Origin of the sequence: Streptomyces sp. MBT65 (assembly GCF_016612545.1) — a bacterium.
Lineage (GTDB): Bacteria > Actinomycetota > Actinomycetes > Streptomycetales > Streptomycetaceae > Streptomyces.
This window is the reverse complement of the sequence record NZ_JAENRY010000026.1, coordinates 37,490-46,046: the sequence shown is the minus strand read 5'-3', so window position 1 is coordinate 46,046 and position 8,557 is coordinate 37,490. Positions and strand designations below refer to the sequence as shown.

The following is an 8,557-nucleotide window of genomic DNA, read 5'->3' as shown; positions in this document are numbered from 1 at the left end:
TCACGTCACATACCGCCCTCTCAGTCGACAACTGCTGGCTCGATCATTGCTCGTTTGTGGAGGGCGGCTGCTTCGGGAGCGTGGTCTGCCGGGCCACGGCGTTGGCGATGGCGGCTATCAGCTCCTCGTTGTTGGCCCACAGCCAGCGCTTGAACTCCTCGCCGACAGCAGCCCCAAGGGTTTCCGGCACGCTCACCTCGTGCAGGTAGAGCCAGTCGGCGAAGGCTTTCGTCACGCCCTGTTCAACAGCGCGCGTCTCCTTGAAGGAGGCCGCTGCCGATTGCGATGGCCCAGGCTGGGCGGGCTGGCGTACGCGCTCCTTCGCTTCTTGCTGTGTGGCGGAGATCGGTGTGTCCGACGGGACAGGAAGTGGGCCGCCCCAGGCCCGTTCTGTGACCTCACCCCAGACTCCGGGGGCGACGGTTCGGGGGTCCACACCCTCGCTGGGAGTGGCGTCCTTGTAGACCCCGTCGGGGCGTTCGGAGCGGTCGTGCTCTTTGATCCAGAAGATTCGTCTGGTGAACCTGCCAGCCATGTCGTTGCTTGGGGCGTCGCGCTTGAGGGTCGAGTATCCGACTCGGCGACCGGCTCCGTGCCAGGAAACCGGGCGTGCCCGCGTGCCGGCGTCGGTGGTGAGGGACTCACGCACGTAGTCGAATCTGGCGATGTCCTCTGTCCAGACGATGCGTTCCTCGTGCTGGAGGTCGGCTGGGTCCTTGCTCATTCGGATTCTCCCCGGGTGTCTGCTGGTCGTGGTCGGGTTGGTGGGGAACCTCGGCGCTACGGCTTCTGATTCCGGCCTGCGCTGCGTAGATGCAGGCGGAACTGGTCACGCAACTGTCGGAGCGGAGCGTCGCCGCCGAGCCGTCGGAGAAACTCACCCACCTCCCACGTGATCAGGCCGCCCTGGCGGGAAAGGTAGAGGCCGACGTGGTCGATGCCGTACTGGTCGTCGTAGTCGAGGAGCAGGTATCCGGCGATCTGGTAGATCTCGTCGCGGCCCAGACGGCGAGGGTCTTTGGTGGCTTTGCAGTCCAGCAGGAGGCCGTCGAGGATGTAGTCGGCGTCGGCTCCTCCGATGTCGCGGCTGCCGGTGAACACCGGACCGCAGACGCGGGCCTTGGGCGGCAGACCGCGGAAGTCGGCGAAGGGGCTGGTGGCGAGCCGCATTTGCTGGCCGATATCGTCGAGTACGTACGTGGGGACAGCACCTGTGAGGTCGTCCAGGTTGGTCGCGGGGCTGGCCCCGGCGAGCATGCTGAATCGGCGGATCTGACCGGTGCGGGCGATGTCCTCGAAGAACCCGGCGACGAAGCACAGCCGGGTAAGTGCGTCGTCGTCCATGCTTCGCGGGGCGGCGAGGTAGGCGTCGACGGCGGCCAGAAGCTGCTGTCCCGCAGCGTGCAGGGCCTTCCGGCTCTCCGGCCCAGGGGCCCCGCGAAGAGACTCAGCGCCGTCAAGAGCCCAGACGCCAAGGGTCACAGCGGGCCCGAGCCGTCCACCGAGCGACAGACGCAGTCGGTAGTCGATGGCGTGGCCGAGTGCCGACCAGTTCGGATGCTGTACGTCGATGGGCTGGACGGGCTGCGGAAGGCGAGCGATGCGGCCCAGGTAGTCGCGCACCAGGTTTTCGCTGTAGGGGAGGCGGTGCGCCATGAACTCCGAGATGGGCGAGGTGTCGTACTTCAACTGGCCGGTCAGGCTCAGCTCGATCATCGGTCGCCCGGCCACGGTGCCGTCCTGGCCTGCGCCGGCCATGGAGGTCTCGTACGCGTCGATCCAGGTGATCCCGTCGATGTCCAACTGGTGGCGGGCGCGGGTGACCGCGACGTAGATCAGGCGGGCCTCGCTGGAGTTCAGCGGACGCTGCAGGCCGTCGTCGTCGACAGAGGGAGCCATGAAGCCCTTGCCGATCCGGACTGAAGACCACTCACGGCCCTTGGCCTTGTGGGCGGTGGACACGGTGACCTTCGCGTCCTGCTCGGGGGAAAGCCGGTCCACCGCGGAGATGATCTGGTCAGGACCGTAGGTGTCCACCAGCTGCACGATGGCTTTGAGGTCTTGGGCGGCCTTGTCCTGCTCGGCGTACTCCTGCACCTCGCCCCAGGAGCTGAACAGGAACAGCTCGGGGTGGCTGGTGCGCTTTCCGGCCTTCAACTCCATAGCGGCTTCCGCGATGCGGTGGAGTGCGCTGCCGCCGCCGGTCAGTGCCACTGGGATGCCCAGCTCCAGGAAGGCCAGGACCTCTTGCATGGCGTCGGCGTTGCCTCGGCACAACACCGCGTCCGGGTGCGCCAGCTTGTCGATGCGGGAGGAGCTGGGGCCGTGCCCGGTGAGCTGCATCTCGGACTCGGCGTGCCTGAGCCAGCGGTTGGCCACCGTGGCGATTACCGGACCGAAGCGGAAGGACTGGGTGAGGTGGAGGTGATCGGCGGGAAAGCCGGTCATCACGTCCCGCGCGCTGCGCCATCCGTAGATCTGCTGGGCCGGGTCACCGACGCAGATCCGCTGTGCCTCCTGGGCGAGGAAGACCTCCTCCAGGACGGGGTTGGTGTCCTGGGCCTCGTCGAGCAGGACGAAGTCGGTGGGCAGCACCGGCTCGGTCATCGCCCACAACTTCATGTAGTGATCGTGCTCGAACCGCAGCTTGCCCGAGACGGAGCAGATGTCCTGCCAGGCCCGATGCGCATAGGGCAGCAGAGTGCGCGCGAGGAACTCTTGTGCCTGGTCGTCGAGGCCGTTGACCCACTCCATGTGGCGCGCCATGACCTGTCGGTCGGTCGTGTAGCAGAACCTCCGGATCATGCCCATCACGAGGCGTGCCTGGTGATTGACTTTGATACGGCGGGAATTGACGTCCAAGTCGCGGGTGATGCCCAGCATCTGGGCGGTGTACTTGGCGGGGATGCGCGCCGAGTTGTTGAGGCGCTCGCGATAGTGATGCCCCACTGCCTGGAAGGCGAGGGAATGCGCGGTGCGGCATTCCACGTTCGGCCCGAAACGTCCGCGCGCGTCGTCGGCGATCGACCGGTTGAAGGCGACGTACAGCCCACGTTTACGTGTGGCGGCGCCCATCAGGATCAGCGTGGAAGTCTTGCCGGTTCCGGCCCCAGCGACCAAGGCCAGATCCCGGCCCGAGGCGAATAACTCGCGGGCGGCCTGCTGCTCTTGGGTCGGCGCAATGGCCACAGGAGTCCTCTCTGGGAAGCGCGGCCTCATGTACCGCATCCCGCAGGCTGCCCTCTCTCGTGACCAAACGTCAATATGGTCTTACGTTCAGTGCTCGGTGGTGTGTCCTGTGGATGGAGGCCAATAGCCAAGCGGGGTAGAGACGTGGGTCGGGGAGCGCGCGGTCAATTTCGGAGGATCGTCTCTCTTGCCGCGTGTGCCCAGATGGCTTGTTGGCGGGTGGTAAAGCCCATGCGATTCCAGTGGAAGAGGATGTGCCGGGCCAGGATGCTGCGTGTTCCGAGGGTGAGTTGTCCTTCCCGTCCGCAGTGGCCGAGGGCACGGCCACCGCGTTCAAATCCGGCGATCCATTCGGCCGTAGGGGCGAGCGGACCACCGGGCGCGAGGGCGGGCACGGCATCGATTGTGAGGAGCCGGTGCATTGCGCCGGTCATGGCGGTGACACGCTCGACAGGGACGTCGTCGGGGAGGGGGCGCGCTGCTTCGACGCGTGCCCAGACATCGCCCTGCTCGCTCCATTCCTGGTGGGCGGCGCGGAGGAGGAGGCTGATGACGAGGAGCGAGGTTGCCTTAGAATCGAGACGTCCGCGGTCGTCTGTGTTGTCGCGGTGGAGGTAGTCAAGGACGCCGACGCTGTCCGTGTGGAACATGTCATGGGCTATGTCCATGCCGATCGGACCTCCGAAGGCAGTGGTTTCGGGCTCGTACAGGGACGGCCACCAGCGCGTGACCACGCCTTGCGAGACCGCGTTGTCGAGGGCCGTGCTGATCGGCTTCGTCCCACCGTCGATGGTCGTGGGCGGGCCGGGGGTAACGCGAAGGCGCCAGCAGGGGTGCTTGCGGACGAACCACCACGCGACGAGCGTCCCGGTCTCAGTCTCTTGCTGCAAGAGCGGTAGGAGGTAGGCGCCGAAGACGCGCTCGGCAGTCGAGTAGTCGGCGAACTCGATGTTCACCTGGTGCCCCCGGGACAGTTCGGGTTGTGCGTCGAGGGCGGCTCGCCCGGCCGCGCGGTATCGCGCGGCGGCCTCCGTAAGGCGATCCGCGGACGAGCCCACTCGTGCGGCGGCCTCTGCGATCGAAGCGCCGGTGAGAACGGCCAGGATGGCTTGCTCGACGGCACTGTTGCCATGCGGTGGATCCATCCAGAACCCTTCAGCAGCGGGCATCAGATGAGAAGCAGACAGGCGTCCCAGTCGCCCATGGGTGTGCCTGCTTCGGCGTCTTGGAGGGCGAGGTCCGCGCCGGTTGCGCCTTCGAGGAACCCGGACTCTGTGGGAGGACCTACAGAGAGGAAACGGCGGGTGAGCCGGGGCAGGTGGTCGGTGAAGAGGTGTGGTTCGTCGGCGTCCATGGCTACGCGTTGGACGGTACGTAGGAGGCCGCCGACGCCGTGACACAGACCGCGGTTGGTGAGGTGGTCGAGTTGGAGGGGGTCGGACAAGCAGTGAAGGAGTGTTCGTTCGGCCATGCGTTGGCGCTCGGTGTTGCCCAGGGCGAGGGCGGCGAGTTGCTGGGCGCGGGCGAGGCCGGGGGTGCCGTAGCACCAGGAGGGCGCCGCTGGGTGCGCGGGGCTCGCGGTGGTATCGGTGATCCAGCGTGGCCATTGGGTTCCTCGGTGGTCGCTGACGCGTATCCGGTCCAGCCAGTGGCAGATGCGGATCATGGCCTCCTGGTGGCCGGGCACGGTGATGCCGCGCAGGTGGGCGAGTGCGAGGAGAGCCAGGGGTCCGGTGATGCCGTGGGCGAGTCCGGCGTTGGCGTGGCCGCCGGGGGTGGGGGTGCCGAGGTCGACGGGGCTGTGGCCCACCCACCAGCCGGGCCGGGGGCGCCCGTTGGGGCCGGGGAGCGGCTCGGCCAGGCGCACGAGGTATTCCAGGACGGCTTTGATCTCTGCGCCGTCGGGAGCGCGGCGCAGGAGGAGGGCGCCGAGGCCGGTGAGGCCGCGCAGTAGGTCGTACTCGGCGAAGCTGGTGGGTTGGCCGTGGTCGATGCGGGTGTGGGCTGTTTTCAGTCGGCGGCGCGTGTGGGTGGTCACGATCCGGTCGAGGGCGTTCAGGGCGCTGACATACTGGTTGCTGCCGGCGCTGGCTAAGTGCAGGACGTACGTCATCGCGGGTGCGCCGAGAAACAGTCCCGCTGTGTCTCCGTCGAACAGCGGTCCGACGGCCGTGAGTTGGCGGTGGACGTCCTGCCACGATCCATGGCCCCGGCAGGCGTGCTCGATGTGGAGCAGGGTGCCGCCGAGAGAGCCGTGGGCGAGCGACTGCCGGAAGGCGGTGTCCCGCTCGGCGTTGGGTGTGACGGCGGCGGTCACTGCGGTACTCCTTCGGTGCGTGCGTTCCAGGACAGGGCGGCGGTGCGGGCGAGGCGGCGGCAGGTGGCCTCGCTGTCGGGATCGATGCCGGCTGCCCGGTTGTGGTGCATGTGCAGCAGGGAGGGCAGGACGTCGGTGGGTTCGGCGCCGTGGTCGGCGAGGGCGGTCCGGTACGTCTTCAGCGCACGGCGGCGGTGGGCCCAGGCGGCGGCGACGTGTTCGCCGCCTGGCAGGGCTCGCAGGGCGGCGAAGTCGCCGTCTGGGGTGGTCAGTTGTATGGCCTGTGCTTGGAGATCGCGCGAAGGCATCTCGCCCTCTCCCTTGAGCAGGTGCTCGGTCAGCCAGCGGTTCCCGGCCGCCGGGCTGTTGGTGAAGGCGGCGGTGATGTCGACGAAGCTGGCAGCCGTGACGGCCGACTGCAGGTGGGGAGGAAGGCCGAGCCTCAGTTGGGCGACCGCGGCGGTGGAATCAGCGGCGAAGGCTCGTTCGGCGATGGCCAGGGTGTCGCCGGTGCCGTAGCGGCCGGTCTCCGGTTCGTCGGTGTCCCACTGGATGCGGCGGATCAGCCCATCGTTGCGGAGTTCTGCCGCCCAGTCTCCGATCTGCTGCGCGGTGGTGCCAAAGGCGTCCGGGGTCGGCAGCCGGAGCCGTAGGCGCAGGTGGGTGTCCGGATCGCTGTAGCGCGTGTACCACCACAACGGTTCGCCGCTCGCCTGGTCTTGGAACAGGATGGGCAGGTGCGTGGTGAGGATCTCCGGGGCACGTTCGGGGTGGCAGTAGATCTTCAGGTACGCCCATGCGGAGGTGCCCGGCAGACGGCCGCTGTCGCGCCGTACAACCGCCGTCGTTCGGGGGCGGTGAACCGCCGGTGCAACTGTGGAGGCAAACGGCATGGTGATCTCGTGGGCGCGGCCCAGCCAGCCGTACGCCCCCTCCTCGGGCGCCTCGTGCAGCGTCACCCTGCCGGTGCGCCTCAGTTCCATGCGCAGGAGCTGTTGGTGGGTGGGGTGGTCGAGGTCGAGGCGGAGACGCTGGTCGTCGGAGCCGAGGAACACGGTGCGGGTCACGCCGTAGCGACAGCGCCAGGTGGTGAAGTGGCGTAGCCAGTCGGGATGGTCGTCGTGAACGAGGTCGCGCGTCCGGAGGCGCCAGCAGGCGGGCGAGAGGATGGTGCGGCCTATGCGGACCTCGGGCAGGAACGGCAGTCGGGCGGCTGCTCCCCACGCGAAGGGGGCCAGTACCGCGGTGTGCGAGCGGTGCACTTCGGTGAGGAAGCGGACCAACGGGTGGGTGGCGTTGGTGAGTTCGACGGCATTCATCACCGACGGTTCGACGAGCCGGCCGGTGGACAGCGAGACCAGATAGAGGCGCTGGGAGTCCGCGGTCACGGCGAGGTCGTCCAGGTCGAGCGTGGCGGCGGGGTTGTGCTCGCCCAGCGAGAGTACGTGCCGTACGACGGCGGGGGCTCGGCTGACGTTCTGGGTGCGCAGCCGGAGCGGCGGGCTGGAGATCTGTACGCGTTCCGCGGCGGTGGTGAGGGTCGGCAGGAACGCGTACGCGGATGTCATGCGGTCGCGGTCGGCCGACTCCAGCATGGTCAGGAACCGGCCGGTCGTGGTGCCCGCCGCCTGGGAGAGACCCGCGAGGCTTAGCCTGTATCGGCCCTGGGTCAGGGCGCTCAGGGAGGTGGCGAGCACGGAGAAGCACAGCTCGACATGGGCGGGGACCTGGGAGACCTCGCCGACGGCGAGCGCGGCGAGGTCCTCTTCGGTCAGCGTGATCTCGCGTGCCTGATTGATCGCGGCGTCCTGGGCGAGGGCGAGAAGGTGTTCGTCCCGGCGGGTGGTGGCCTGGACGGGACGCTTGAGGAGGGAACCGCGGTAGCCGGCCGGGAATCCGAGGCCGATGTCGGGGTCGGTGAGGTCGCGGACGGGTACGAGGGCGCCCATGCTGTAGCGCTCCAGGAAGCGGACGCGGTAGTCCTGCCAGGCCGGAGGCCCGGCAGGGTAGGGCGAGATACGGGCCATGACCTGGAGGGCTCGTTCTGCTTCCCGTGCGACCTCGGCGGGCAGGACGACATCGCAGTCGGGCCGCAGATTCACCACCAGGGTCCGCCCGTTCACGCCGGTCGCGGCTGTCATGCGCTTCGTGGCCTCGGTGCGGAGGGTCCGCTGCTCGTCGGCCGGAGCGTGGTTGTGGCGGATCAGGAGCTGGTGGATCCGGCGGAGGTGCCCGGCTGTCTCCGTCTGGGGATCTGTGCTGAAAGAGTCGAGTTGGGCCACCAGGTGGCCGAGTGCGTCGTCGCAGGTCATGGGAGCCCGCAGGCTGGTGATGAGGATCCGGTGGGCGACGAGGTCCCGAACCATGTCCTCGATCACCGGTGTGGGTGTGCTGGGGTAGCTCGCGTGCAGCTTGGCGACGATGTCCTCGACGGTGATCGGCGCGCGGGCGAGTTCGAGGACTGCGTCGGCAGCGGGGGTGCGGCGCAGGGTGACCTTGGCAGGACCGTCCCTACCCGGTTGGTGCGGTACGGCGATTCTGGTGCCCCGGACGACGCACGTGTGATCGGCGATCACGGGCAGGTGCCGCAGCAGGTCGGTGTTCTGCTCCAGGGCGGTGACGATCTCCGTGAGCCACTCGGCGTCCGCTCGGACGGACGCCCGGTGTTCGGTACCCCATCGCACCTGGGCGCGGTCTCCGAGTTGTACGGGCGTGGGGCCGGCGAACAGACCGAAGGGCGTGGCACGGTGCTGCATCCGCAACAGGTAGCGCATCAGCGAGATGACAGCGCGCCGGACGGTGCGCGGTCGCTGGTTACGGCCGTCGAGTACGCCGTGCACGGCCTCGACCAGCAGAGGGCTGGCGACCTCGATGGCCGCCACTATGGCCTCGTCCGCCCAGACCTCGCCGATCCACTCCCGCCAACGCTCGACGTCGCCGGAGGTGTTGCCGCCGAGGTCCGGCCAGGGAGGCTGTGGGGCATCCAACGGCCGTGCGGCTGCTCTGATCAGAACCGCGTCGACGGCGTCGTACATCGCAATGCCTCCTTCG

Annotated in this window: 5 protein-coding genes; all 5 read right to left on the bottom strand. The window is 68.3% G+C overall.

What is annotated here, in order from left to right:
- Positions 1 to 43: 43 nt before the first annotated feature.
- The 5 genes from JHN63_RS08655 to JHN63_RS08635 all read right to left on the bottom strand — a co-directional run bounded on the left by JHN63_RS08655 (position 44) and on the right by JHN63_RS08635 (position 8,541).
- Positions 44 to 724 carry a DUF6009 family protein gene (locus JHN63_RS08655; RefSeq protein WP_200678516.1) on the bottom strand — a complete coding sequence of 227 codons (681 nt, stop codon included), beginning with the start codon at positions 722 to 724 and terminating at the stop codon, positions 44 to 46.
- Positions 725 to 780: 56 nt separating this feature from the next.
- On the bottom strand, positions 781 to 3,219 hold the full coding sequence (locus tag JHN63_RS54210) for a UvrD-helicase domain-containing protein (RefSeq protein ID WP_200678515.1): 2,439 nt from the start codon (positions 3,217 to 3,219) through the stop codon (positions 781 to 783).
- Positions 3,220 to 3,353: 134 nt separating this feature from the next.
- Positions 3,354 to 4,334, bottom strand: coding sequence for a thiopeptide-type bacteriocin biosynthesis protein (locus tag JHN63_RS08645; RefSeq protein ID WP_200678513.1), 981 nt, complete (start codon positions 4,332 to 4,334; stop codon positions 3,354 to 3,356).
- 23 nt (positions 4,335 to 4,357) lie between these two features.
- A complete protein-coding gene (locus tag JHN63_RS08640; protein ID WP_200678511.1) occupies positions 4,358 to 5,506 on the bottom strand; it encodes a lanthionine synthetase C family protein in 1,149 nt (382 codons plus the stop codon).
- On the bottom strand, positions 5,503 to 8,541 hold the full coding sequence (locus JHN63_RS08635) for a lantibiotic dehydratase (protein ID WP_200678510.1): 3,039 nt from the start codon (positions 8,539 to 8,541) through the stop codon (positions 5,503 to 5,505). Before JHN63_RS08635 ends, JHN63_RS08640 begins: the two co-directional genes overlap by 4 nt.
- Positions 8,542 to 8,557 lie beyond the last annotated feature (16 nt).